The sequence below is a fragment of the Aminobacter sp. MSH1 genome (assembly GCF_003071665.1).
Classification (GTDB): Bacteria; Pseudomonadota; Alphaproteobacteria; order Rhizobiales; family Rhizobiaceae; genus Aminobacter; species Aminobacter niigataensis.
In genome coordinates, this window is the sequence record NZ_CP026265.1 from 1785254 (window position 1) to 1809688 (window position 24435).

Annotated in this window: 26 protein-coding genes; 6 read left to right on the forward strand and 20 right to left on the reverse strand. The window is 64.3% G+C overall.

Annotated elements, in window-relative coordinates:
- Positions 1 to 32: 32 nt before the first annotated feature.
- The gene (locus tag CO731_RS08960) at positions 33 to 908 is read right to left on the reverse strand and encodes a LysR family transcriptional regulator (protein ID WP_011191349.1); all 876 of its coding nucleotides are present in this window, start codon (positions 906 to 908) and stop codon (positions 33 to 35) included.
- A 228-nt stretch (positions 909 to 1136) separates the two neighbouring features.
- Here CO731_RS08960 and CO731_RS08965 point away from each other — a divergent pair, with 228 nt between their 5' ends.
- From CO731_RS08965 to CO731_RS08975, 3 genes are read left to right on the forward strand one after another with little or no spacing between them, the layout of a single operon-like run.
- On the forward strand, positions 1137 to 2369 hold the full coding sequence (locus CO731_RS08965; RefSeq protein ID WP_052819671.1) for a bifunctional alpha/beta hydrolase/OsmC family protein: 1233 nt from the start codon (positions 1137 to 1139) through the stop codon (positions 2367 to 2369).
- Positions 2370 to 2401: 32 nt separating this feature from the next.
- Entirely contained in the window at positions 2402 to 2986 is a 585-nt protein-coding gene (gene msrA / locus CO731_RS08970; protein WP_256371669.1) for a peptide-methionine (S)-S-oxide reductase MsrA, read from the forward strand.
- Complete coding sequence (locus CO731_RS08975) at positions 2967 to 3989, forward strand: zinc-binding alcohol dehydrogenase family protein (protein ID WP_197283330.1); 1023 nt, start codon at positions 2967 to 2969, stop codon at positions 3987 to 3989. The genes msrA and CO731_RS08975 overlap by 20 nt, the downstream gene beginning before the upstream one ends.
- A gap of 396 nt (positions 3990 to 4385) precedes the next feature.
- Here CO731_RS08975 and CO731_RS08980 read toward each other — a convergent pair whose 3' ends face one another.
- Together CO731_RS08980 and CO731_RS28685 are read right to left on the reverse strand one after the other, a co-directional pair.
- Complete coding sequence (locus CO731_RS08980; protein ID WP_004099028.1) at positions 4386 to 4880, reverse strand: MarR family winged helix-turn-helix transcriptional regulator; 495 nt, start codon at positions 4878 to 4880, stop codon at positions 4386 to 4388.
- 316 nt (positions 4881 to 5196) lie between these two features.
- The gene (locus CO731_RS28685; RefSeq protein WP_156316066.1) at positions 5197 to 5340 is read right to left on the reverse strand and encodes a hypothetical protein; all 144 of its coding nucleotides are present in this window, start codon (positions 5338 to 5340) and stop codon (positions 5197 to 5199) included.
- A gap of 289 nt (positions 5341 to 5629) precedes the next feature.
- On the opposite strand from CO731_RS28685, the gene CO731_RS08985 reads away from it, so the two are divergent.
- Both CO731_RS08985 and CO731_RS29275 read left to right on the forward strand, forming a co-directional pair.
- Positions 5630 to 6118: a DUF417 family protein gene (locus CO731_RS08985; protein WP_052819669.1), complete on the forward strand. Its 489-nt coding sequence runs from the start codon at positions 5630 to 5632 to the stop codon at positions 6116 to 6118.
- A 25-nt stretch (positions 6119 to 6143) separates the two neighbouring features.
- Positions 6144 to 6575: a DUF6314 family protein gene (locus CO731_RS29275; RefSeq protein ID WP_256371665.1), complete on the forward strand. Its 432-nt coding sequence runs from the start codon at positions 6144 to 6146 to the stop codon at positions 6573 to 6575.
- Between the two features lie 38 nt (positions 6576 to 6613).
- Here CO731_RS29275 and CO731_RS08995 read toward each other — a convergent pair whose 3' ends face one another.
- Both CO731_RS08995 and CO731_RS09000 read right to left on the reverse strand, forming a co-directional pair.
- Positions 6614 to 7573: a YeeE/YedE thiosulfate transporter family protein gene (locus tag CO731_RS08995; protein ID WP_108606866.1), complete on the reverse strand. Its 960-nt coding sequence runs from the start codon at positions 7571 to 7573 to the stop codon at positions 6614 to 6616.
- Between the two features lie 26 nt (positions 7574 to 7599).
- Positions 7600 to 8199, reverse strand: coding sequence for a MarR family transcriptional regulator (locus tag CO731_RS09000; protein WP_245327299.1), 600 nt, complete (start codon positions 8197 to 8199; stop codon positions 7600 to 7602).
- A 190-nt stretch (positions 8200 to 8389) separates the two neighbouring features.
- Here CO731_RS09000 and CO731_RS09005 point away from each other — a divergent pair, with 190 nt between their 5' ends.
- Positions 8390 to 9286, forward strand: a complete 897-nt coding sequence (locus CO731_RS09005; protein ID WP_052819665.1) for a LysR family transcriptional regulator — start codon at positions 8390 to 8392, stop codon at positions 9284 to 9286.
- Here CO731_RS09005 and CO731_RS09010 read toward each other — a convergent pair.
- From CO731_RS09010 to CO731_RS09080, 15 genes are all read right to left on the reverse strand, one after another.
- The gene (locus CO731_RS09010; RefSeq protein ID WP_026227538.1) at positions 9283 to 9519 is read right to left on the reverse strand and encodes a DUF2274 domain-containing protein; all 237 of its coding nucleotides are present in this window, start codon (positions 9517 to 9519) and stop codon (positions 9283 to 9285) included. The genes CO731_RS09005 and CO731_RS09010 overlap by 4 nt on opposite strands.
- A 2-nt stretch (positions 9520 to 9521) precedes the next feature.
- Entirely contained in the window at positions 9522 to 10742 is a 1221-nt protein-coding gene (locus CO731_RS09015; RefSeq protein ID WP_052819664.1) for a TrbI/VirB10 family protein, read from the reverse strand.
- Positions 10739 to 11788: a P-type conjugative transfer protein TrbG gene (gene trbG, locus CO731_RS09020; RefSeq protein ID WP_052819663.1), complete on the reverse strand. Its 1050-nt coding sequence runs from the start codon at positions 11786 to 11788 to the stop codon at positions 10739 to 10741. Before trbG ends, CO731_RS09015 begins: the two co-directional genes overlap by 4 nt.
- Positions 11785 to 12468 carry a conjugal transfer protein TrbF gene (gene trbF, locus CO731_RS09025; RefSeq protein WP_052819662.1) on the reverse strand — a complete coding sequence of 228 codons (684 nt, stop codon included), beginning with the start codon at positions 12466 to 12468 and terminating at the stop codon, positions 11785 to 11787. The genes trbG and trbF overlap by 4 nt, the downstream gene beginning before the upstream one ends.
- Positions 12468 to 13832, reverse strand: a complete 1365-nt coding sequence (trbL, locus tag CO731_RS09030) for a P-type conjugative transfer protein TrbL (protein WP_052819661.1) — start codon at positions 13830 to 13832, stop codon at positions 12468 to 12470. The genes trbF and trbL overlap by 1 nt, the downstream gene beginning before the upstream one ends.
- Positions 13833 to 13836: 4 nt before the next feature.
- Positions 13837 to 14226: a putative entry exclusion protein TrbK-alt gene (gene trbK-alt / locus CO731_RS09035; RefSeq protein ID WP_052819660.1), complete on the reverse strand. Its 390-nt coding sequence runs from the start codon at positions 14224 to 14226 to the stop codon at positions 13837 to 13839.
- A gap of 10 nt (positions 14227 to 14236) precedes the next feature.
- Entirely contained in the window at positions 14237 to 15007 is a 771-nt protein-coding gene (gene trbJ / locus CO731_RS09040; protein ID WP_052819659.1) for a P-type conjugative transfer protein TrbJ, read from the reverse strand.
- The gene (gene trbE / locus CO731_RS09045) at positions 15004 to 17460 is read right to left on the reverse strand and encodes a conjugal transfer protein TrbE (protein WP_108606867.1); all 2457 of its coding nucleotides are present in this window, start codon (positions 17458 to 17460) and stop codon (positions 15004 to 15006) included. Before trbE ends, trbJ begins: the two co-directional genes overlap by 4 nt.
- Before the next feature lie 12 nt (positions 17461 to 17472).
- Entirely contained in the window at positions 17473 to 17754 is a 282-nt protein-coding gene (locus CO731_RS09050) for a VirB3 family type IV secretion system protein (RefSeq protein WP_018429603.1), read from the reverse strand.
- Positions 17754 to 18086 (reverse strand): TrbC/VirB2 family protein, encoded by a 333-nt coding sequence (locus tag CO731_RS09055; RefSeq protein ID WP_052819657.1) that lies wholly within the window; start codon positions 18084 to 18086, stop codon positions 17754 to 17756. Before CO731_RS09055 ends, CO731_RS09050 begins: the two co-directional genes overlap by 1 nt.
- Positions 18083 to 19066, reverse strand: a complete 984-nt coding sequence (gene trbB, locus CO731_RS09060) for a P-type conjugative transfer ATPase TrbB (RefSeq protein ID WP_052819656.1) — start codon at positions 19064 to 19066, stop codon at positions 18083 to 18085. The genes CO731_RS09055 and trbB overlap by 4 nt, the downstream gene beginning before the upstream one ends.
- Positions 19067 to 19235: 169 nt before the next feature.
- The gene (locus CO731_RS09065; RefSeq protein WP_052819655.1) at positions 19236 to 19670 is read right to left on the reverse strand and encodes a hypothetical protein; all 435 of its coding nucleotides are present in this window, start codon (positions 19668 to 19670) and stop codon (positions 19236 to 19238) included.
- A gap of 8 nt (positions 19671 to 19678) precedes the next feature.
- Positions 19679 to 21664: a conjugal transfer protein TraG gene (locus CO731_RS09070; RefSeq protein ID WP_052819654.1), complete on the reverse strand. Its 1986-nt coding sequence runs from the start codon at positions 21662 to 21664 to the stop codon at positions 19679 to 19681.
- Between the two features lie 25 nt (positions 21665 to 21689).
- Positions 21690 to 23429: a VirD2 family relaxase/mobilization nuclease gene (locus CO731_RS09075; protein WP_108606868.1), complete on the reverse strand. Its 1740-nt coding sequence runs from the start codon at positions 23427 to 23429 to the stop codon at positions 21690 to 21692.
- Positions 23430 to 23673: 244 nt separating this feature from the next.
- Positions 23674 to 24435 carry a lytic transglycosylase domain-containing protein gene (locus tag CO731_RS09080; protein ID WP_052819652.1) on the reverse strand — a complete coding sequence of 254 codons (762 nt, stop codon included), beginning with the start codon at positions 24433 to 24435 and terminating at the stop codon, positions 23674 to 23676.

The window sequence follows — 24435 nt, forward strand, 5'->3', positions numbered from 1 at the left end:
TTCCATAGCGCCGAAGCTCTTCACGTCGTGATTCAGTTCCACTCGTACCGGGCTGCCAGCTGCGCGATGTTCCGTATCTCGACCGTTGCCGTGGAGCCGGATACTGTCGCGATCACGACTTCGCGCTCCAAGACAAATCCGTCGATCGGCCGAGTCACGAGGCCTTGCACGGTCGGCGATCGTTCCGGAAGAATGCATATGGCGTGGCCGTCAGCGACGACCCGTTGCACCCAGTCCTCGCGATCTGATCGAAAGCGAGGTCGCATGAGCAAGTCCCGTCGCGCGAAGTGATCGAGGATCCGATCGCGAAACTCGCATTTCAGGCGATCGACGAATGGAAACTCGAGCAGGTCTTCGCCGCGCACGATCTCGTTGGCCGCCAAGGGATGGTTTGCAGAACAGCCGAGCACGAAGCGCTCCCGAAATAGAGGATGCACATCCAGCTTGCGTTCCGGTCTTGTTTCACGCGGCATGATGCACGCGTGGTATTTTCCTGAAAGCACCTCCGATGTGTCCTCGTTCGACTGGAGCGAGTGCAGCTTAATTTCGATGGATGGCATCTCCGCCAATGCGCTCTCGAAGAATGCCGTAAATTCCTTTGGTCCGACGGTGGGCGCGACGGCGACATCCAGCACGCGGTGCCCCCCCATCGCCCAGTGCTCCGAGTGATTGCGAACGCTCTTCATCGCGACCACCATGCGCCGGAATTCTGCCTCGACGTCATGGCCAAGGCCAGTCAGGCGGCTGTTCTTCCCGTCGCGATAGATCAGCGGCCCGCCAAGCTCATCTTCCAAGCGGCGAATCGCGCGGGTCAGACTTGGCTGTGACACACCGCTCAAGCGAGCGGCCGCTGTGAAATTCAGCGTCTCGGCCAAGTTGATGAAATAGCTGACTTGATTGAGTTCCATAGTCCTTTGGCCCACGCGCCTGACTGATACCTCTTCCGTGAGACCGCCTTTGGAAAGCAGGTCGCAGAAGTATGCTTGGCGCATATAATCATGGTATAGGGGCTTGTCTATATGCGCCAGACATATAAATGATAGCCTGAGATGACGATTACCGGTTGGCGGTGCGCTCCGCTCAGCTCCGTCGAAGGTTCTGAGAGCGCAACCGCCAAGCCGCGTGCTGGAGGTTTGATGGACATGGCAGGAAGATCATTTACGTTTGTCAGTGGGGCTGGCTCTCCGCTGTCCGGGCACCTCGAACCGCCGGAAGGGACGCCGCGGGGCTGGGCGATCTTCGCCCACTGCTTCACGTGCGGGAAAGACAGTCGCGCCGCTGTTCACATCTCGCGCGCGCTGTCGCGTGCGGGCATCGGGGTCTTGAGGTTCGATTTCGCCGGGACCGGGATCGGCGGTGGGACGGGAGAACCTGTGAACTTCGCGTCGGACGTCGAGGACCTTCGGGCCGCCGCAAAGGCGATGGCGGCGGCGGGCATGTCACCGTCCCTCCTCGTCGGGCACAGCCTGGGTGGCACCGCTGCGATCGTAGCCGCCGCCGACATGCCTGATATTGCGGCGGTAGCGACGATTGGTGCGCCGGCCGACCTTCAGCATATCTTGCGCCTCTTCGGACCGAATGATCTGGACACCATCGCGAGCGAGGGCGAGGCCTCGGTGGAGATTGCCGGTAGGCCCTTCCTCATTCGCCGAGGGTTCCTTGAGGCGGTTGAGGGGATCGACGTCGAGAAGGCCATTGCCTCCCTGCGACGGCCGGTGCTGGTCATGCACTCTCCGCTGGATCAGGTGGTCGGCATCGACCACGCGTCGCGCATCTTCGTCGCGTCCAGGCACCCTAAAAGCTTCATCTCGCTCGACAACGCGGATCACCTTCTCACCGACGTCGCGGACGCGAACTACGCCGCGGCCATGGTGGCGGTTTGGGCGAGCCGCTTTCTCCCACCACTCAGCGCGGATCTTCCGCAGGTCGAGGTTGCGGAGGGCGTCGTCGCCACCGAAACTCTTGCAGGGACGTTCCAGCTCAAGGTCCGCAGCGGCGAGCACACTCTGTTCGCCGACGAGCCAGCATCGGTCGGTGGCCTCGGGACCGGACTATCTCCCTACGAACTCGTATCTGCCGGCCTCGCAGCCTGCACGGTGATGACGATGCGTCTCTATGCGAACCGCAAGGGCTTTCCGCTCGAACGGGCGAGCACGACCGTGCAGCACGAGAAGGTGCCGGACATGATGCCACCCGACCGGTTCACCCGCACCATTGTCCTCGATGGGCCGCTGAGTGATGATCAGCGCGCTCGGATCCTCGCGATCGCTGATCGATGTCCCGTCGATCTGAGTCTCATCCGGGGTTCGGACGTGCAGACCGAGCTCTTGAGCGCCAGTCAGGCTGCGGATCCCGCGAGGCTGGCTTGACCGTGGCGCACACGGAGGAGGGCGAACGGACTGTGAGCCAATCGCCTACCGGCAATAGGGCGGCCGCGACAGAGCGAGCAATTCTAGCAGGCGGCTGCTTCTGGGGCATGGAGGATTTGCTGCGCCGAGCCAGGGGAGTCATTTCGACGCGTGTCGGTTACACAGGCGGAGAAATGCCTGATCCGACCTACGCGAGACATTACGGCCATGCGGAAGCAGTGGAAGTGACCTTCGACCCTTCCGTTCTCGCCTATCGCTCGCTCTTGGAACTCTTCTTCCAGATCCATGACCCCACGACCTACGAGCAACAAGGCAGCGATGTCGGTCCGAGCTATCGATCGGCGATTTTCTACACCACCGAAGTGCAGAAGGAAGTCGCCCTCACAACCATCGCGGAAATCGAGGCATCAGGAAGCTGGCCTGGCCCGGTCGTGTCGGAGATCAACCCAGAAGAACCCTTTTGGGAGGCGGAGCCAGAGCACCAAGAATACCTGGTGCGCTATCCTGGGGGCTATAGCTGCCACTTCGTGCGCCCGACCTGGCGGTTGGACCGCTCAGACGAACGCCCAGCTGTATCCTTGACAAAAAGAGTTGATGATGACCGAAACCGTGACTAATCAGGCCGCCTGGCAGAAAGCGCCGAGGCAGCCACTGAGGATCGGTGTCACCGCTCTGCCGCATCTGGCGGCGAACGAGATATTGATCCGCAACGCGGCCATCGCGATCAACCCACTCGACTGGATTCTGCAGGACGTCGCGCTTTTGCCATGGCTCGACTATCCCGCGATTCTCGGCAGCGACGTCTCCGGTGAGGTCGCGGCGGTCGGTGGCGCGGTCGAGCGGTTCAAGGTCGGCGATCGAGTCATCGGACAGGCGGTCGGGACAACCGTAAATCAACCTGCGCAGGGTGCGTTCCAGCACCACACGATCGTGCTGGACCACATGGCGGCGCCGATCCCCAACAACATGGCCTTCGCTGATGCGGCAGTCCTCCCGCTTGGCCTTGGCACCGCCGCAAGCGGGCTCTACGGAAGGACACAGTTGGCTCTCGCGCCACCGTTACACTCGCCGACCGCGCGTCCAGAGGTCGTTCTGGTCTGGGGTGGATCGTCGAGCGTTGGCTGCAACGCCATCCAGCTCGCGGTGGCGTCGGGCTACAGGTGCGTCGCCACCGCTTCGGCGCGCAACGCCGGCCTGTTGAAGGAGCTGGGTGCAAGCGAGGTTCTTGACCACTCGAGTCCAGCCATCGTGGAAGACGTGATTGAGGCAATGCGCGGGCGCAGTCTCGCTGGAACGCTTCACGCGACCGGTCACATGAAAGACTGTTTTGCCGTCATTGCGAGATGCGAGGGCTCGCGCCGCGTGGCAGCGACGCTGGCCCCGCCCGACGAGCGTCCATTTGGAGTCGAGGCGACGCACATCTCCGGGACGAGCCTCAAGGATGACGAGGTTGGTCCAATGATCTACCGCGAATTCCTGCCGCAGGCTCTCGCGGCGCGCACGTTCGTCCCCGCCCCTCCGGCGAAGGTCGTGGGCCAGGGCCTTGAAATGCTCCAGGCTGCCTTGGAAGCCCTGAAGGCGGGTGTATCCGCAGCGAAAATCGTCGTTACCCTGCCTTGAGTGACCAGCCAGGCGGTTTTTCGCGTTCGCAGTCTGAGGTGGCCCGCACTTTGCCGATTGGGAAGCTCTACCGGGAAAACGCGCTTGGGACGCGCGCTGCGCTCCTGCCGGAGCATGCGTTCCCGAAACCTGTTCCCGACTGCTTTTCCCCGAAACTACCTATCGGACATAGAGAAATGGGAATGCAGCGAGTGGTTTGAACGGCCGCTTCCGAAACCGCGTTCCGATCAACTGAGCGGCTAAAAGTGGGGCGATCACCGACATATTAGAATGAGACCGCCATGCCCGATCGGCCGGCTTGACGCGTAGCCAAAAGAATGCGGCTGATGGTAGGCTCGCTGGCATTATGAAGCCCCGCCATCTGAGCAGCGTTGAGCTGCCGCAATTGCGAGTCTCCTACGCGTCGTCGTTCTTCTCGCGGTCCACACCTCGCTCATGCAATTCGGCATCGACGGGGCAGTTCGTGCAGCCCTCGTAGCAGCACAAGCGGCAGATGCGGTATGACTGCTCGAGGTTTTCCAAGCGATTTCGGAGAACGCGTTCAGCGATGTCCGATAAGGTTTTCAGTTCGTCTGGATTAAGGATCGATAGCCCTTCGGCAATCACTTGATCGCGCGAGGCCAGGACCTCGTCGCTCGCGACCTTGCCAGTTGGAGTAAGATAGAGGGATCGCGCGCGCCCGTCTGTCGAATGCTCCCTACGCTCGATCAATCCCTCGCTTACCAATCTATCCACCAGGCGAACAGTTCCAGCATGTGAAAGGCCCACCCCGATCGCAAGCATACGGATCGAGAGCCCGGGCTTGTGCGCGAGCAACGCCAGCGCTGAGGCGGCGGGTCCAGCTTCCGGCGCCCGCGATGAACTAGCGCGAACGATGTCGTCGCTGATCATGAGTGCGAACGCCCCGAAAATGTTTCGATCTCGAGGTCCATCCATTGCCACATCTATATGTGCGCGGAGCATAGACAGCAAGCCATACCGTGGTCCTCTTCCGCCGCGCGGCTTGTGGAAAATGTCCTGTTTTAAAAGGGTTTCGGAGGATTTCGACTGATCGAGCGCGCCGAAAAAAACGGGTCCGGCTCGCTAAGGCCGCGGAACCGTTGATACCTGGCGGCTATAGGGCAAGCCTTTTCGCTCGGAATCGCCGTAGGTCGCGCCTGAGAATCACTCCGCGTCAGCGCTGTCATCCAGGCCGCGCAGGTGCAGATCAGCGAGACCTCGCTTGCCCCCGGCGTCGCACTTCCATCGTGTCACCGCGCGCGATCACGATTGTATCAATCCCATTGAGGAACAGTCCGTGCTCCACGACGTCGGGGATTGCGGCGATCGCTGCTACGATTTCGGTCGGCATGGTTATCTCGTCGAGGGCCGCGTCCATCCGTACAGGCTGGACGTTTGCCAACGGGCTATAGGCCCACCCGGAGCGCCAGCCCCATCAAGTCAAAATCCCGCAAGGTCGCGCGTTTGCTGGGTAAAGGCATCGCCGATGAGGATGGCTTCGTGAGGCAGCGAAGCGCGAGCCAGCCGCTCGACATATCTCGCTTATTAGTATATGCGTCGCGCATATACTGCAACGCCTGCCCGAAGCACGTAGACGACGTTCGTGACGTTCCCACGGGACCACTGTTGAGGAATTTTAGATGAGCATTTTCGACCGTTATGAATTTCTTGTCCCCGAGCACGGTCGGAGGGATCTTGGCCTGCTTAGATGGGCTCTCGTGATCGTATTTCTGTGGTTCGGCGCGATGAAGTTCACAGCGTACGAGGCCTATGGTATCGCCCCGTTTATCGAACACAGCCCGATCATGAATTGGCTGGGCATGTTCGGGATGCAGGGGCAAAGCTATTTCATCGGCGTTATCGAGTTATCGACCGGTCTCGTTCTGATCCTTGGTGCATTTCGTCCACTCTTCTCTGCGCTCGGCGCACTGATGTCAGCGGCGACATATCTGATCACGCTGACCTTTTTCATCACCACTCCAGGTGTCGCGGAGCAGACTGCCGGCGGCTTTCCTGCGATTTCGGCTGCACCAGGGCAGTTTCTACTGAAGGACGCAGTTCTGCTAGCGGCGTCCCTCGTGCTGCTGCGTGCTTCGGTCCGCCACAGAGGGGCGCTTGCGCCCTCGTGACTGTGGTCCTCTCGTGACGGCGGGCGTGCAAATCCTGCAGAACCTCCGCGGGGCATGGATGCTCCGTCGCGATATCGAGCCCGGAGGCGCTCAGCTGCATGGCGACGCGGTCTTCGCCCGTTTCGGCGAAGGCGCGCTCGCTTATCGAGAGAGCAGCATTCTCACACTGGCAGATGGCAGAGTATTCTCCGCGTGCCGACAGTATCGCTATCGCTTGAGCGAGGACAGTGTTGTCGTCGAGTTCGCAGACGGACCTCATATCGGGACGCAGTTCCTCAGCGTGAGTTTCTCGCGGACGGATACCGGGTTGGAAGCGAGTGGCGTCTATGCCTGCGGAGACGACACCTACCATGCAACCTACAGGATTCTGGGGCCGGCGGCCTTTGAAGTGGTCATCATGGTCCAAGGGCCTGCAAAGGCATACGAGCTAGTCAGCCGATATTCCCGGTCGGGATAAATGCTCATGTCAGGAGGGCAAGTCCTCTGTTGCCCTTATCATGGCCGTGAAAGGCAGCGCCGGAATAACTTACCACGCGCTGCAAATCCGAAGACGATTGTCGTCGTCATCAGAAGGTAGGCGACTATCCCACCAGGTGAAAGAGTCGGAACCGCTGCGAGGATCAACCCATCATTCCCGCCGGGTATGAGCGCTATTCCGATACCCATCAATGTGCCGCCGACGACAGATCGCAGAATGCCATTGGCTGTCGGCAGTTGGAGACGCAGATTTCCTTGGCGAAAGGAGGCGGTAAGGGCGCCTGCGATCGAAGAGATCACCGCAGTGAGCGCGACCTCGCCGGCCGGCGACATTCTGAGAGGAAGGGCGCGTTGAATCACGTCTGCGAAGGTCCAGGCCGGCGAGAGTGCATATAGAAGTCCGCCAGTGATACCGAGTCCAATCATCGAAGCGCCGAACGACCAACCCGGCTTTGTTCGCAGAACGCTCTTCGTGGAAACGAAAACGAGTGCCAGCACGAGCACAACTAGGAAGGCTAGGAGAGTAACGAGGCCTGTTGCGCTCGGTTTGGAGATTAAGCTTGGCCATGTTGAATCGTAGCCGAACCTGCCATGGTTGGCAGCCAAGATACCAATCGCCAATCCCAAGGGTAGAGCTAGAAGTCGCATCTCCCCATCCCCAAGCCGCGCCAGCGATCCGAGCAGGCATGTGTCATTAATGAGTGCGCCGAGGCCGAAGGCGATGGCGCCGATGAGCAGTAGGAAATTGATGCTAGTCGAGGGTGCGAGTGTTGCGCCCAGTGTTCCCGTCCAGACTATCGGGACCGCAACCAGGCCTGCCGCTGCCGACGCTGCGAGAAATCCGACGAACATTTTCGGCGGCTGTCTTCTGTGTAACTCATGAGCGGCCACCACTAAACAGGTTCCGCCTTGGTTCGCCGCATATCCGAACCCGAAGGCAAGTACGCATAGAAGAAGTTCGAGCGCAAACGATCCCATTATATCAAGCCTGCCTGATCATATCGTCAGCCTTCTGATGCGACGTTCCAGCGTGGCGAGCGCCCCGGCTTAGCTTTACCACGGGAAGGCGCGATCCTGCTGTAGCCGCACAGATGGCAAAGGCTGACCGAGCCATCTTTGTCGAAGCCGTTTGCCACAAGGAGCCGCTCCGACAGCATGCCTAGAATGTCGAGGTCATTGGGCGACAGGGGCGAAACACATTCGGAGATCACCTGCTCCCGTGCCTTGAGCAAGGCTTCCGTTATCTTCTTCCCCGAATTGGTGAGGTGAATGAAGCGCGCCCGCCTGTCGGTGATTTGTCTTCGTCGTTCCACCAACTGTCCGCGCTCGAGCCTATCGATCAATCGCACCGTCCCGGCATGAGAAAGCCCGATCGAGGTAGCCAAAACGCTGATCGGCAGTCCGGGCTCCATGCTGAGTAACACCATCACGGCGGTCCCCCGGCCGCTTGGTGAAAACGAGGCCGAGACACTGGCGATGCTGTCTGCAACCGCCAACGCGAGTGCACCTAAATGGTACTTGGCGACCTCAGGCTCCATACCGCAAGAATATATGCTTCGCGCATAGACTTCAAGCGTGTGAAAATGTATGACCGCCGCATGCATCTATGACAGATTCGGACATGGTCATGCTCATTGAGGGGCTCAGCTCGGATTCCACATCTGAGATCAACGGACGTGCTCGTTCCCCAGGCGCTAGCGGGGGTGGGCTCGATGAAAGTGGACGTGCATGGGTGCCGCTCACCGGGCGCAGGCGGTTCGCCGATGAGACCGCCGGTATGATCGGACGGGTCTCATGCCCGACCTGACTCTTGATCTCCGATACCTGAAGTACGCCGTTCAGGTCGCCGAGGCCGGCAGCTTCCGCCGAGCGGCGGAGCGCCTATCGATATCGCAATCCACCGTCAGCCGACGTGTGCAGCTGTTTGAGCGCCAGCTTGGCTTTTCTCTCTTCAAGCGTACGCGAGCGGGGGCAGGGCTGACTCCAGAAGGTGAGCGCTTCCTTCAACAAGCGGTGGTGGGAGCGCGCTACCTTCGTAACGCCGCAACGGAGATCCGCTCCGCACGAAAACTCAAGACCGGGCTAGTGAGGTTTGGAATGCTCGAAGCGTTTCCGGCGTGCCCGATCATCGACATTCTCGCGGCATTCAGAAATCGACATCCGACGATCGAGGTAAAGCTTGAGGAAGGCACTTCAGAAGAAAACTCTTTGGGGGTGAAGCGCGGATTACTGGACGCAGCAATCAGCCTGAGTGCGAGCAAAAGTCCTCAGTTCCAAGTTCGACGTCTCTGCGAACCAGATCTGTTCGTAGCATTGTCCCCGCTTCACGAGTTGGCAGCACGGCCAGAGCTGTCGTGGGAGGACATTTGTGACGAAGTCTTCCTCGTTCGCTCGGATGGCGCTGGGCGTGAGCTCGCTGGCATACTCCGGCGCATGGTGGGCGCCGGAGACGGAGCGGTTCAACTCTCGATCCAACAAGTCAGCCGAGAAACCCTGCTGACGATGGTCGAACAGGGCTTCGGCTTGACCATCACCAGCGTGATCTACCGGCCGGATATCGCGTTGATCCCGCTCCCATCGGCGCAGGCGCCGACGGCCGCTATAATTTCTTCCAGTGACAACGAGAACCCGACTCTGCCGCTGCTGCTGAAGTGTTTCGACACCCCCTCTAGAGCGGGGACCACGGATTAATCGGCGCTCCCCGGCGTCAACGTTCGCCTGGCTTTGGCGAAGCCACGGTCTGTCGCGATGAACCGTTGTAACATCGGGACGATTAACCGAGCTGGGTCAACAGCGGACTGACCTTGCTCTCGGCCCAATAGGTGGGCGTAGTCAACAAGGTCCTGGTGGAGAGCTGCAGGTAGCTCGACCTGTACCTTAAGCGGCTTGTCGTCCGCGATGGGGCCTAGCTTAAGCTTCGACATCATCACCCTCCATATGGCTCCAGTACCAAGTCTCGCGTCACGATAACGCGCACGGGAAATCCGGGCCGAATAGTGATCGTGGGCGCGACGTTGAGCTGACGCCTCACAATCTGCTGCCCTGCGTCGTTGATGGTGTCCTGCCCACCGTTCCGGATCGCCTGAACGAGCCGATCGTCGTTGTCGACCGCGAGTTCGGCGCCGACGCTCAGCAGTGTCGACAATCCCGCAGCCTTGGCCAGATCCCACCAATGGTAATCGACGCCATCCTGAAGCCCGGCGAACCCTTCAGCGTCAGCACCAGGCTGGCGCTCGAGAACGATCGAGCGCCCGTTCGGGAAGACGAGCCGAGTCCAGACGAGCAGGACTCGGCTCTGGCCGAACTGCACGTTGTTGTCGTACTGCCCGACCACACGAGTGCCTTGCGGCACAAGCAAGATACGGCCGGTTGGGCTGTCGTAGATGTTTTCGGTGACCTGCGCGGTGATCTGGCCGGGTAGATCGGATCGGATGCCGGTGATCAGCGCCGCGGATATCACTGCTCCCGCCTGAAGGACGTTCGGCGATACTGGCGCAGCGACGCGATCGGGCGCAACCGTCCTGCGATCGGCCGCGGCGTTCAGAAACGCGTTCTGCCGGTCCTGCGCCGAGGGCGTGGCGGGCGGCGGAGCGAGGCCAATGCTCGCCAAATCCGGCGCCGGCGCGAGCGCTGGGGCAGCTCCCGCAGCAGCGGGTGTGCCCCGGCTTTCCGATCCGGAGAAGAGACGGCTGGTGCGCGCGGTCTCGATTTCCTGAAGGCGGCGCTGCTCTTCCGGGCTGATGCCGGGATTGGGCGTGGCCGTCCCGGGTGTGGGCACCGGCTGTCCGCGATCCTGGGTACTAAGGATCGGCCGGCCGAGGTCACCGGGAAGAGGGGGACCGAGCTGTGGCACGCCACTGTAATCTCGCGGCAGGCCGGCCAGTCCGTCAGCGGTCGAGCGGTTCTCGGTCGAATAGAGTTCGTCGTTCGGCCGACCGGCGTCGCGGGTCTGAAGCGCGTAGATCAGCGCACCTCCGAGCCCGACGCTGGCGACAAGACCGAGGCCGGCGAGAACCTTCCGCGACAACCGGGTGACGCGGGGCGGTTCGGCCCGCAGTCGCATCGGCGCAGGCCCGACCGGCTCGCCGGTCAGGGGCTGCGCATCGTCGTCCGGCACTTCCTCAATCCGGGGCGGGTTCTCGCTCACGAGGTCGGCCTCCCGTCTGTGCGGACGATCCTGACGCGCTTCTGCTCGCGGCCGGAGCCGAAGCGAAGTTCGGCAGCCGCGAACAGACGATCAACGATCATGTGGTGGCCGCGAACGCGATAGTTCACGAGCTCAGAGGTGTTGCCCTCGGGGCCGACGACGAAGAGTGGCGGCATCTCGCCCTGACCGATGCCGCGCGGAAACTCGATGAAGACCTGGCGACCGTCGTCGAAGGCGCGCAGAGGCCGCCACGGCGCACGGTCGCCCTCGATCGCATAGCGGAAGTTGACGTTCGCGAGATCGACGCCGCTCGCCACCGGCTGGGCCGCCTGCGCCTCGGCGTTCTGCCGACGCAGCGCGATGAGCTGGTCCTGCGGATACTGCCACGAGACCGACGCCATATAGGTGCGCTCTGTCGAGCGCAGTTCCATGTGATAGGTGCGCATATTGGTGTTGATGACGAGGTTGGTCATCAGGTCGGCGCGGGTGGGCTTCACGAGGATGTGGATCTGGCGCGTTGCGCCTGATCCGCTCTCGGTGTCGCCGATGATCCAGCGCACTGTGTCGCCGGCGGCGACGGGACCCGCGCCGACAAGCTGCTCCCCGGGTTGGAGCGCGATGTCGGTGATCTGCCCGACGGCGGTATAGACTTGATAAAGCGCCCCTTGAGTCCACGGGTAGACCTGCATCGAGTTAATGAAGCCGTCGCGCACCGGCTGGACTCGTGCCGCCTCGTTTGCCTGGTTGACGCGAGCGGTCGGATTAGAAGGCTCCGGGGCACGCCGCGTCTCCTCCACACGCTGCAATTGGCCAGGCAGCGGTAGCGGTCGGGGCAGTTCGACCACGGTGACCGGCGCAGGTGGGTCGACCGTCTGCACGGCGGGAGCCGCATTGTCGTAGGAGATTTCCGGCGGCGGATTGGTGGTCGCGCAGCCGGCGAGCGCAGTCGTCGCCAACAGGACAAAGGGGACTGCGGCTCGACGGAGAGCCGGGAGTACGTGCGTGTGTGAAGCCGGATTTCCGGCTTTACGGAAAGACGGCTTCATTGCCCAAGCTCCCGTGACCAGTTGATGGCGTTGACGTAGATGCCGAGCGGGTTCGCCCTGAGCCGGTCGGCATTGCGGGGGACCTGCACCACGATCGTCAGGATCGCGGTCCAGCGCGTGGTGTCGGCGAGCTGGCCGTTCTCGTAGCGACGCTCGACCCAGGCGACACGGAAGCTGTCCGGCGAGGCACGGATGACGCTGGAGACGTCGACGGCGACCTGCTGGCGGCCGACCCGCGTGAACGGGTCGTTGGACCGGGCATAATCATTGAGCGCCATGGCTCCGCGATCGGTCGTGAAGTCGTAGGCCCGCAACCAGTTCTGGCGCACGATGATCGCATCGGCGGGAATGCTCCGGACCTGCTCGATGAAACGCGCCAGGTGGAAGGCGATCTGTGGATCGGTGGGACGATAGTCCGCCTCGGCGGGCGCAACGGCCTGAGCCTGTCCAAGGCGATCGACCTGAACTACCCACGGTACGATCGTTCCCCGGGCAGACTGCACGACGAGCGCGGTAGCGAACCCGGCCGAGAGGATCAGCGAGCCAAACGCCATCAGGCGCCAGTTTTTGGCCTGCACGCGCGAGGCGCCGATGCGCTCATCCCAGACCTGGGCGGCGCGCTGATAGGGCGTCTCCGGCTCGAGAGCCTTGCCGTAATGGGTGGAGGGTCGTTTGAACATCAGCGGTCCCCTTCGGAGAGATTGACGGAGGAGCCGCCGCCATGGGCGTCGCCGGAACGGACGGCGTGGGCTGTGGCCTGAGCGGCATGGGTCATGTGTTGTGAGCGGCGCATCCGCTGCGCCCAGGCGGGCGGGCCTCCGGCGCTCGCGGAACCTGCGGAAGCGGCGCCGTCACCGGCGGCATCTCCCCCGATCGAGCCCATCGTGGATGTTCCGCCCGTCGCCTCGAAGGCGGCTTTGCCGCCAGCATTGAAGCTGGACTTCATGCTTTCGGCGGCGCGCGATGCCGCCCTGCGGAGCGGCGAGACGGCGGCGCTGCCGCCAGCGCGGGCAACGCCGCCAAGCCCGGAAGCGACGCCGGCCGCACCAGACTGTCCGGCGGCGCCAAGGCTGTATGCGGTGGATGCGCCGCCTGCGACCGCAGCACCGCCGCGGGCGGCAGCGGCCGCACCGCCAGCCAAGGCCGCTCCCCCGGATGCAGCGGCGCCGACGGCGCCAGCACCGAGGGCCACCATGCCGCCTGCGGCCAAGCCGGTGCCGACCGCAGCGCCGGCGCTGAGCTGCGGGCCACCGGAAACGATGCCGCTGGCGATACCGGGACCGAAGATGCCGAGGCCGAGCAGCGACAGCGCGGCGAGCACGATCGCCATGGCTTCATCGATCGAGGGATTCTGGCCACCGAAGCCGGACGTAAACTCGGAGAAGAGCGTCGAGCCGATGCCGATGATGACGGCCAGCACCAGCACCTTGATGCCGGAGGAGATGACGTTGCCGAGCACGCGTTCGGCCATGAAGGCCGACTTGCCGAACAGGCCGAACGGGATCAGCACGAAGCCGGCGAGCGTCGTCAGCTTGAACTCGATGAGCGTGACGAAGAGCTGGATGGCGAGGATGAAAAAAGCGAGCAGCACCAGCGCCCAGGCCAGGAACATGCAGGCGATCTGGATGAAGTTCTCGAAGAACGACCAGTAGCCCATGAGGCTGGAGATGGAATCGAGCAGCGGCCGTCCGGCGTCGAGCCCGGTCTGAGCGACCTTGCCAGGGCGCAAGAGGTCGGCCGTGGTGAACCCGGTGCCGCTAGCCTTCAGGCCGAGGCCGGCGAAGCTCTCGAAAATGATCCGGGCGAGGTTGTTCCAATTACCGATGATGTAGGCGAACACGCCGACGAACAGCGTCTTCTTCACCAGGCGGGCCATGATGTCGTCGTCGGCGCCCCAGCTCCAGAACAGCGCCGCCAGCGTCACGTCGATGACGATCAGGGTGGTGGCGATGAAGGCGACTTCGCCGCTGAGTAGCCCGAATCCGCTGTCGATGTAGCGGGTGAAGACCTCAAGAAAATGGTCAATGACGCCGGTGCCGCCCATGATCTTATCTCGCCTCGTCGAACTGCGGCGGCGCGATCGGTGCGGCGGGCTCGAAGGCCGGCTGATCGGTGCGGTCCGATTGGGGTATGAGAGTGTTTCGCGGCGCTGGCGGGATGTCCGGCAAGCGCTCGGTAGGTCGCGCGCCGGGCGCGAGGAAGCGGTTGCGGTTTTCGGCCCAGGCCCGCAGGCACGCCGGATCGCGCGGCCCCGCTTCGCCGAGCACCTGGCAGCGGATCAGTTCGTCGCGCAACGGATCGCCCTGCGCTTGGGTGGTCCGGCCGGACGGCCACGCCTCCCGCACTTCCTCTTTCCGGTTCATCTCGATCGCGGTCGCAGTGATCGCGACGGCCACGAACACCACAGCGCCGAGCCGTGCGAGCATCTTGCCGTCCATGGCCGCGCCCTCAGTTGCCGTTCGGGAACATGCGGGCGTTGCCGGGCTGGTAGCCGCTGCCCGGCGTCAGGAATCGGCGGCGCTGCTCGCGACCCTGTTCGGCCGCGGCGGCGCGCTCGGCCTCGGACAGGCTCTGTGCGCGACCATTGGCGGCGACAACCGCGGTAAGGTCGGCGAGCTGCTGGGTTTGAAGCGCCAGGAGCTGATTGCCCGCTTGCGTTGCCTGCAAAGCGCCGGTTGCGCCCTGACTCTGGCCGACCAGTGACGACATCTCGGCACGGTTGGTATCGATGTTGCCGACGACGCCAGCCTGAACGCGCATCGCATCCTGCAGGCCGCCAACCGTGTTCTGCCAGCGCTCCCGCGCCTGCGCCACGAGCGCTTGGTCGGAGGCCGACATCGAGGCGTTGCCGTAGGTCGATGTGAAGGCCTGGTCGATGCGTTGGACGTCATAGGCGATGCCCTGCGCCTGTTGCAGGAGCTGTTGGGTGCGCTGTACCGACTGCTGAAGCTGCTGGAGCGATGAATATGGCAGGCTCGCCAGATTGCGGGCCTGGTTGATCAGCATGGTGGCTTCATTCTGAAGCTGGGTGATCTGCTGATTGACCTGCTGGAGCGTGCGCGCCGCCGTCAGGACGTTCTGCGCATAGTTTGTTGGATCGTAGACGATCCACTGCGCGGCCGCGGGCGGCGCGAAGACTGGCGACAGCGCGATCGGCGCGGCAAGCATTGCGGCCGTCATGCGCAGCGCGCGCGAGCGGGAGCGAACGGAACGGGTCATGGGCGTGCCTCCGGATCAATTTGGGGGGTGACGTTGGTAAGGTCTGCGATGAGGTCTGCGGCCCAACCGAGCCGGTTCTCGCCGAGCCAGTCGGCGAGGAAGCCGTCTGTGCCACTGCGGGCGTGAACCTCGGCGATGAGCGCCTGGTGCTGCTTCGACGACGCGGCGCAAAGCGCCAGCGCGACGTCCGACAGGCCCAGTTCGAACAGCCGGTTGCCGCGCCGCGACTGGCAGTAGTAATCGCGTTTGGGCATTGCCCGCGCGAGGATCTCGATCTGGCGATCGTTCAGCCCGAAGCGGCGATAGATCGCGGTGATCTGCGGCTCGATCGCGCGTTCGTTGGGGAGCAGGATGCGCGTCTGGCAGCTCTCGATGATGGCCGGCGCGATCGCTGAGGCGTCGATATCGGAGAGCGATTGGGTGGCGAAGATGACGCTGGCGTTCTTCTTGCGCAGTGTCTTCAGCCATTCGCGGAGCTGACCGGCGAAGCCCTCATCGTCGAGGGCGAGCCATCCTTCGTCGACGATGAGGAGCGTCGGCCGACCGTCGAGGCGGTCCTCGATGCGATGGAAGAGATAGGCAAGCACAGCGGCAGCCGCGCCGGTGCCGATCAGGCCTTCGGTCTCGAAGGCCTGGACGTTGGCTTCGCCGAGATGTTCGGCCTCGGCGTCGAGCAGTCGACCATAGGGACCGCCCACGCAGTATGGCCGCAACGCCTGCTTCAGGTCGTTGGATTGAAGGAGAACCGACAGACCCGTCAGGGTCCGTTCGCTGACGGGCGCGGAGGCCAGCGACGAAAGCGCCGACCAGAGATGCTCCTTGACCTCGGGCGTGACCGGAACGCTTTCGCGCCCCAGGATGGCGACCAGCCAGTCGGACGCCCAGGCGCGCTCGGCGACATCGTCAATGCGGGCCAGCGGCTGAAGCGAGACGCTGTCATCCGCGCCTTCGGTGAGGCCGCCGCCGAGATCGTGCCAGTCGCCCCGCATGGCGAGCGCGGCGGCGCGGATTGATCCGCCAAAGTCGAAAGCGAAGACCTGGGATTGCGGATAGCGCCGGAATTGCAGCGCCATCAGCGCCAGCAGCACTGACTTGCCGGCGCCGGTTGGGCCGACGATCAGCGTATGGCCGACGTCGCCGACATGGATGGAAAGCCGGAACGGGGTCGAGCCTTCGGTTCTGCCGTAAAGCAGTGGGGGTGCATCGAAGTGCTCGTCCCGTTCCGGTCCCGCCCACACCGCCGACAGCGGGATCATGTGGGCGAGATTCAGTGTCGAGATCGGGGGTTGCCGGACATTGGCGTAGACATGGCCGGGCAGCGAGCCGAGCCAGGCGTCCACAGCGTTGATCGCCTCAGGCATGGCCGTGAAGTCACGGCCCTGGATGACCTTCTCGACCAGGCGCAGCTTCTCGGCCGCGATGCGAGGATCGTCGTCCCAGACCGTGATTGTGGCCGTGACATAGGCTTGGCCTGCGTAGTCCGCGCCCAGCTCCTGCAACGCCATGTCGGCGTCGGCCGCCTTGTTCGCCGCATCGGTGTCGACCAGCGCGGAGGCCTCGTTGGTCATCACCTCTTTGAGAATGGCGGCGATCGACTTGCGCTTGGCGAACCATTGCCGCCTGATCTTGGTCAGCAGCTTCGTCGCATCGGTCTTGTCGAGCAGGACGGCCCGGGTCGACCAGCGGTAGGGAAAGGCCAGCCGGTTCAGCTCGTCGAGGATGCCGGGCGTCGTTGCGGTCGGGAAGCCGACGATGGTGAGAATGCGGACATGCGCGTCGCCAAGCCGGGGTTCGAGCCCGCCGGTCAGCGGTTGGTCGGCGAGCAGCGCATCGAGATACATCGGCGTCTCGGGCACGCGGACGCGATGCCGCTTCGTCGAGACGGTCGAATGCAGATAGGTCAGCGTCTCGCCGTCATCGAGCCAGGCGCATTCCGGCATGAAGGCGTCGACGAGTTGGAGGATGCGATCGGTGCGGTCGGCGAAGCCGCGCAGGATCTCATGCGCATCGACACCGGCGTGATCGCGCCCCTCGTAGAGCCAGGTCTCCGCGCGTGCGGCGTCCTCGGCGGGCGGCAGATAGAGGAAGGTCAGGAAGTAGCTGGACTCGAAATGCGCGCCGGCTTCCTCGAAGTCGGCCTTGCGTTCGGCGTCGACCAGGCCGGAGGCGCTGTCGGCGAACATGCTGGCGGGATAGGTCGCGGCGCCGTGCCGCTGCGCCTCGACGAAGATGGCCCAGCCTGACCCGAGACGACGGAAGGCGTTATTCAGCCGACCGGCGACCGCGACCAGCTCGGCCGGGACGGCGCTGTCGAGGTCGGGGCCTCGGAAGCGCGCGGTGCGCTGGAGGCTGCCATCCTTGTTCAGCACCACGCCTTCGCCGACCAGCGCAACCCAAGGGAGGTAGTCGGCGAGCCGGGTGTTGCGGTTGCGATATTCGGCGAGGTTCATCATCGGCGTCGCTCCTCAGACGGACAGGTGGCCGGGGATGCGCAGATGCTTGCGCACGACATCGACGAACTGCGGATCGCGCTTGGCTGCCCAGACGGCCGCGAAGTGGCCGAGAGCCCAGAGGCCGAGACCGACCAGCCAGAGGCGCAGGCCGAGGCCGAGCGCTGCCGCCAGCGTGCCGTTGAGGATGGCGAGCGAGCGCGGCGCGCCGCCGAGCAGGATGTGCTCGGTCAGCGCCCGATGGACCGGGACTGAGAAGCCTGCCAGCTCGCCATGATGATCCGCGCCGTTGGCCATCAGACGAGCGCCCCGCCGCCGAACGAGAAGAACGACAGGAAGAAGCTGGACGCGGCGAAGGCGATCGACAGGCCGAAGACGATCTGGATCAGCTTGCGGGCACCGCCGGAAGTGTCGCCGAAGGCCAGCGTCAGGCCGGTGATGATGATGATCATCACCGCGATGATCTTGGCGACCGGCCCCTCGATCGACTCGAGGATGGATTGCAGCGGTGCTTCCCAGGGCATGGAGGAACCGGACGCGTGCGCGGCGGGCGCCATCGCCAGCGAGACGAAGGCGACGGACACCGCCGTAGCGATATGCCGGCGGATGCGCCGGGCGTGCTTAATCATGACGGGTCTCCTGTAAGGGGCTGGGTTGCGGGGGTGACGCGGTAGTCGCCGCCGGGGCCGAGCCCCTCGATGCGGGCGAGTTCGGCGAGGTGGCGCGATGCGCCACGGCCGGACAGCACGGCGATGAGATCAATCGTCTCCGCGATCAGCGCGCGCGGGACGGTGACGACTGCTTCCTGGATTAGCTGCTCCATGCGACGAAGCGCGCCGATGGCGGTGCCGGCGTGGATGGTGCCGACTCCACCGGGGTGGCCGGTGCCCCAGGCTTTCAGCAGATCGAGCGCCTCGGCCCCGCGCACCTCGCCGATCGGGATGCGGTCTGGGCGGAGGCGAAGCGAAGAGCGGACGAGATCGGAAAGTGAGGCGATGCCATCCTTCGTCCGCATGGCGACAAGATTGGGCGCGGCGCATTGCAGTTCGCGCGTGTCCTCGATGAGCACGACGCGGTCGGAGGTCTTCGCGACTTCGGCCAGCAGCGCGTTGGTGAGGGTCGTCTTGCCGGTGGATGTGCCGCCGGCAACGAGGATGTTACGGCGGTCGGCGACGGCCTGGCGCAGCGTCTCGGCCTGACCTGCGGCCATGATGCCGGCGGCGACATAATCGTCGAGAGTGAACACGGCGACAGCGGGCTTGCGGATTGCGAAGGCTGGCGCTGACACCACGGGGGGCAGCAGCCCCTCGAATCTTTCCCCCGTCTCGGGAAGCTCGGCCGACACACGCGGGGCTCCGGGATGAACCTCGGCGCCGACATGATGGGCGACGAGACGGATGATCCGCTCGCCGTCTGAAGGCGACAGCAGCTCACCCGTATCGGAAAGCCCTTCGGAAAGCCGGTCGACCCAGAGCCGCCCATCGGGATTGAGCATCACCTCGACGATCGCGGGATCTTCCAGAAAGCGGGCGATCGCCGGCCCGAGGGCCGTGCGCAGCATGCGGGCACCGCGAAGGAGCGCTTCCGATTTCTGTTGAGTTGCCGCCACGTCGTCCCCGTTCTCTTGCGGGACCGCGACATGCGGCCCTGGATCGGGGATGAGTAGAAGAGGCAGAAATTAGGGCCTGACAACAACCGTGCTGTGGTCGTCGTACTGTGGCGTACAAATACAGGGAAACGGCGGAACGCAGGAATACTTGTGGTAGGCGCGGTCGTGATTAGTCCGTGTCGCGCGCGGGCGCGATGTCTTCCGAAATCTCCTGGCGAAGCTTCGGCCCGTGAGCGAGTCGCCGGCCGAGGGCGGTGACGAACGCCTCGTAGCGCTCGCCTGCTTTCGAGCGCGCCGCAGCCTGTGCGGGCTCCGGCAGCGGCGGGTTTGTCGTCAGCCAGAAGCGGATGAACACGGCCAGCGTTTCGACGCTGATTCCGAGATCGCGCTCCATCCGCGCCATTCGCCGGTCGATCTGGTCGAGCCGCTTCGTCGTCGCAGCCTCCTGCCGTTCGGCAGCATCAGGCGACAGGAAGGAGGCGATGCCGGCTTCCGCGATCAGCGAGAGGGATTGATCACGACGGCCCGCGTGCGCGGCGAGCGCCTTCATGACCTCCGGTTCGAGATATACAGACAGGCGCTGCTTTTTGGGGGGCTTCGCCATTGTGCCTCCTAAAGATCGATGCCGTCGCCGGGATCAAGCGACGCCTGCCGCGCCACCTGGCGCATCGTCTGGTTCATGCGCGAGAGACGTGCGGCGTCCTCATCGGCGTCGTCGCGAGGATCGATCTCGAACTCGTTTTCGATGGGTTGCTTAGGCTCAACGGGTTTTGAGCGACTTAGCTCCGGCTGGTGCCGGCGCTCGGAGTCGGTCGTATCCTCGTCCTCCGATCCGTCGCCGCTGGTGGCCATCGCGACCGCAGGCGTCGCGGGAAGTGGCAGCGTGCTCCAGTCGTCCGGCCGAGCCGTTGCCGGTTTCACGAGGTTCGGCGGTGGCAGGATGCGTTCCTGAAACCGGCGATCCTCATAGTATCGCGCCTTCTTCGCGCGGATCGGCGGGGTGCCGGCGACCATGACGATTTCGTCGGACGGCGGGAGCTGCATGATCTCGCCGGGCGTCATCAGTTGCCGGGCTGTCTCCGAGCGCGAGACCATCATGTGACCGAGCCAGGGCGACAGGCGATGACCGGCATAGTTCTTCATCGCGCGCATCTCGGTCGCGGTGCCGAGCGCGTCGGAGACACGCTTGGCGGTCCGCTCGTCATTGGTCGCGAAGCTGACGCGGACATGGCAGTTGTCGAGGATCGAGTTGTTCGGCCCGTAGGCCTTCTCGATCTGGTTCAGCGACTGGGCGATGAGGAAGGCTTTGAGGCCGTAGCCGGCCATGAAGGCAAGCGCGCTCTCAAAGAAGTCGAGGCGGCCGAGGGCCGGGAATTCGTCGAGCATCAGGAGAAGCCGGTGGCGGTTGCCCTTCGCGTTCAGATCCTCCGTGAGCCGCCGGCCGATCTGATTGAGGATCAGACGGATCAGCGGCTTGGTGCGGTTGATGTCCGACGGCGGCACGACGAGATAGAGCGTCGTCGGATGCTTGCCGCCGACTATGTCGGTGATGCGCCAGTCGCAGCGGCGTGTGACTTCGGCGACGACGGGATCGCGATAGAGGCCGAGGAACGACATCGCGGTGGACAGCACGCCCGATCGCTCGTTGTCGGATTTGTTCAGCAACTCGCGGGCCGCGCTAGCGATTACCGGATGCGGGCCAGCCTCGCCGAGATGGGCGGTCCTCATCATGGCGGCGAGCGTCGAGTCGATCGGCCGCTTCGGGTCGGAGAGGAAGGCGGCGACGCCAGCAAGGGTCTTGTCGGCCTCGGCGTAGAGGACGTGCAGGATGGCGCCGACCAGCAGCGCGTGGCTGGTTTTTTCCCAGTGGTTCCTTTTCTCGAGCGAGCCTTCCGGGTCGACCAAAATGTCGGCGATGTTCTGGACGTCTCTAACCTCCCACTCGCCGCGGCGGACTTCGAGCAGAGGATTGTAGGCGGCCGACTTCGCGTTGGTAGGATCGAACAGCAGCACGCGGCCGTGCCGGGATCGAAAGCCTGCCGTCAGCGTCCAGTTCTCCCCCTTGATGTCGTGGACGATGGCGGAACCCGGCCAGGTCAGCAGTGATGGCACGACCAGGCCGACACCCTTGCCGGACCGGGTTGGCGCAAAGCACAGCACATGCTCGGGACCGTCATGGCGGAGATAGTCGCGCTCGAACTTTCCCAGGATGACGCCATCCGCGCCCAGCAGGCCGGCGGCACTCACTTCGCGAGCAGCGGCCCATCGGGCGGAGCCGAAGGTCTCGGCGTTCTTGGCTTCGCGCGCCCGCCAGACGGACATGCCGATCGCGACGGCGATGGAGATGAAGCCGCCGGACGCGGCGATATAGGCGCCCTCGATGAAGATCGGTGGGGCATAGGCATCGTAGAAATACCACCACCAGAAGAAGGCGGGCGGATAGTAGATCGGCCAGCCAGCCAGTTCGAACCACGGAAGTCCGAGCTGTGGCTGGAAGCCGAGCCGATAGGCCGTCCACTGCGTCGCTGCCCAGGTCGTCATGAGCACGATCAGGAAGACGGTGAGGATCTGGCCCCAGAGGATTTTGGTCGCCGACATGGCGGGCACTCCTTTCTTGATTGGGCTACATGCCGAGCCCGCGGTTGCGGCCGAAGCTCCAGTCGACGCCACCCGCGCCGCGCGACACGCCGGAGACGTGCTGGCCGATCTGACGTTCGAGGGACGGCGACCAGGGCACGAGCTGGAAGCCGAGGCCGTCGTCGATCATGGCGAAGCGGCCAGACGCGAGCGCAAAGCGCTGGCGATAGGTCCCCGCCACATACTCGCCCGTTGCGGCCTTCGAGAATTGTCGGCCGGTCTCGGCGGCGAGCTTCTCGCCGAGGGCGTCGACCTCGCGCTGCCGTAGCGTGTCGATCAGCCCGGGCGAGAAGCTGACGCCGCGCGTCTGCCGCTCGGCAAGGCCTTGGCCGACGAGATGGTCGGCCCGCCTGTCCATCGCGTGACGAACCTCAGCGCCGAAGCCGCCGCCGCCGAGCGGAACGGGATCGCGGGCGATCGCTTGCCGGTCGAGCCAGGTGGCGCCGGTGGCATGGACTTGCCTCTCGATGTCGAGATCGGAGCGGACGGCGAGCGCGACCCGTCTGCGTCCCTGCGCGTCGTCGAATTTGCGCAGCTCGACGATCGAGCCCGGCGCGCTATCGCCGGCCGCGTCGAGGTCGGGCAACTTGATGTGATGGGTTCGTCCGTCCGTGGCATCGACGATGGCATAGGCCGTGCCCTTCAGCTCATCGTCGAGACCACGATCGACCAGCCGGCCGACGACGGGATCGTTGAGGCTCTCGCCGGCCAGCACGTAGCTGGCGGCGCCGCGCTCGATACCGCGTTCCGTCAGGCCGCGATGAATGCGTTTGATGATGTCGCCACGCTCGCCCAGCTCGCGCAGCGTCGCCTCGGCGTTCTCCGATACGACCCATTGGCCGGGACCGACCTGATCGGCGAGGCCAAGCGTTTCCAGCTTCCGCAGCCGGCCGACCTTCATCGCATGGAATTCGTCCGGCTGGCGGTCGGGGTGCGGGGCAAGATCGACGACGCCGGTGCGGTAGCTGTCCCGCGCAAGCTGGCGGTCGAGGTTGGTCCAGCGCTCGGCCTCGATCTGGCGTTCGAGGTTTCGGCGGATCTCGTGATCGGTGCGCGGCCCCAGCTCCTGCGTGACAAGATCCTGCGCGCGGGCGCGCATGCCTTCCTTGATGTAGTCGCGCGAGATGACGAGGTCCTGGCCGTCATCGGTGCGCCCGCGCAGGATGATGTGGACGTGCGGATTATCCGTGTTCCAGTGATCGACACCGACCCAGTCGAGCTTCGTGCCGAGGTCTTTCTCCATCTGCCCCATCAGGTCGCGGGCATAGGTCTTGAGGTCGGACATCTCCGTCGCGTCCTCGGGCGAGACGATGAACCGGAAATGATGCCGATCATCCTGGGTCCGCTCGGCGAAGGCCTTGGGATCGGCGTCATCGGTCTCGGGACCGAACAGCCGCGCCTTCTCCCCATCCCGGGTGACACCCTCGCGCCGCAGGTAGCTGAGGTGGGCGGAAAGCGGCGCGGCCCGCGCGCTATGACGGACGACGCGCGTCTTGATGATGGTGTTGCGCGATCGGCTGGTGAGTAGCCGGTTGGCCTGAACGGTCGCGCGCTGCCCGCGCCCGAACCGCGAGCGGTTGCCCGAGCTGATCTTGCCGGAGCGCGAGACGCTGCCGCCGGCCCGCTGGGCGGCGGCGAGCGCCTGGGCGATGAAGGGCCGCGCCTGCTGCGCTCGGGTCGAGCGGATGCGGCCTGGCCGGATGCGGAAATCGTCCTCGCCGCTCATCGCCGAGGCCCCGCACATCGCGCAAACGCGCGAAAATCCTTGGCGAAATGGCAATTGCGCAGGCTGCGCCGATCAGGCGCACCTCGCGCAGATGCGCCATAAGCCCCTGAAAACACACGACCGCACCAAGCCGCACCTCGCGCGCTTTTATCTCGCCATCGTGCGGTTGTGTTGCCTGCTCCTCCTCCTCGGACCGCCATCCTTCCGCCAGAGCACGCTATTCCACGAAATGCTGCGAACACCGTCATCGCGGCCCTCCATCGCCGTTTCTAGCCACGAAGAGGCCTCCGGATTGTGGAGCGATGGCTGTGGCATCGCGCACCGGAGTTGCAGCGGGAGTGTCATTGGAAGTGCGATCGCCGGCCGTCGGAACAGCGGTGGCGGTGCGCTCGGACTGCACGATGAACAGCGGCGAGCGTGTCCAGGCGTTGGGATCGGCCGCCGCGACCGTGACGGGAGCAAGGGCATCTCCGCCGCCGATAATAGGTGCCAGCGCGGCGACATAGGCGCGCGTTTCGGCGGGCAACGGACGGCCGGCGAGATACTCTTCGTAGCGGCCGGGACCAGCATTGTAGGCTGCGAGAAATCCCGGCGAACCATAGCGGTCGTGCATCTCGCGGAGATAAGCCGCGCCCGCCAGAATGTTGTCGCGTGGATCGTAGGGATTCGCGCCGAGCCGGTGACGGGCGCGCAGATCGGTCCATGTGGCGGGCATGATCTGCATCAGTCCCATCGCGCCGGCTGACGAGATCGCTCGCACGTCGCCAGCGCTTTCGACGCGCATGACGGCGCGTATCCAGTGCTCGGGAACGCCGAACCGTTGCGCGGCCTCGGTGATGAATGTGGCGTAGGAATCGGCACGAGAGGGGCGCTCGGCCGACACGGTCTGCGCATTCGCGGTGGCGCAAAGCGGCGCGGAAAGCAGAAGGCCGGAAAGGAGAAGGAGGGCTGTGCGCCGGGCGGTGTTTGACCACCCGGCGACAGCTTTGGGGAGCGGGACCGACAT